The following is a 699-nucleotide window of genomic DNA, read 5'->3' on the forward strand; positions in this document are numbered from 1 at the left end:
GCAACAGCAGCCGCGGCACCAGCATCAGCGGGCTCGCCAGCCATTGCATGCTGGCCAGCCTGGGTGACGAGGACGACACCGCATTGAGTCGCCGGGTCACCGGGACGGCGGCGTTCAACCGCCCCGGCGGCCGCGTCGGCATCACTGCCGGCACCGGCAAGGACACCCTGCCCGCCTGGCTGGCCGGCCCGAACAAGTCGCCGGCGCTGCGCGCCGAGCAGAACGACCTGACCGTGTTCGGCCAGAAGAACATCGGCCGCGAGGGCTTCGTCTCCATTGGCGGGACCTATGCCAAGGCGCGCCTGGTGCCGTTGTCCGACATGTCCCCGGCCCTGGTGGACCGCTGGGACAGCAAGAGCCTCACCCTGGGTGCCGGCTACGGCAACTTCAGCGGCAACATCATCGGCCCCGTGGTCCACGTGCCCGGCCCGCCCCGCAAGTGGGCGGGCCTGGGCGTGGGCCTGACCTGGCGTACCCCCTGGAGCGGCCAGCTCACCGTCGGTGCGGAAAACGTGGTCACCCGCGGCAAGAACCCCTTCGCCCCCCGCAACGAAAGCACCGATGAGGGCACCGTGCCCTACGTGCGGTACGAACAGGACCTCTGAGTCCACCTTCCGATGACCCGGAAAGACCAGAAAAGGCGCGCCAATGGCGCGCCTTTGTCGTTCCAGCGCCCCCGTTGAGATCGCTGAACACGCC

1 protein-coding gene is annotated in these 699 nt (G+C 69.4%); it reads left to right on the forward strand.

Annotated features, from left to right (window positions below):
* Positions 1-605: hypothetical protein (locus INT12_RS30755; protein WP_193059211.1), on the forward strand; the 605-nt coding region annotated here is incomplete at its 5' end.
* Positions 606-699: the final 94 nt, after the last annotated feature.

Origin of the sequence: Pseudomonas sp. K8, assembly GCF_014889455.1 — a bacterium.
GTDB classification, from domain to species: domain Bacteria; phylum Pseudomonadota; class Gammaproteobacteria; order Pseudomonadales; family Pseudomonadaceae; genus Aquipseudomonas; species Aquipseudomonas veronii.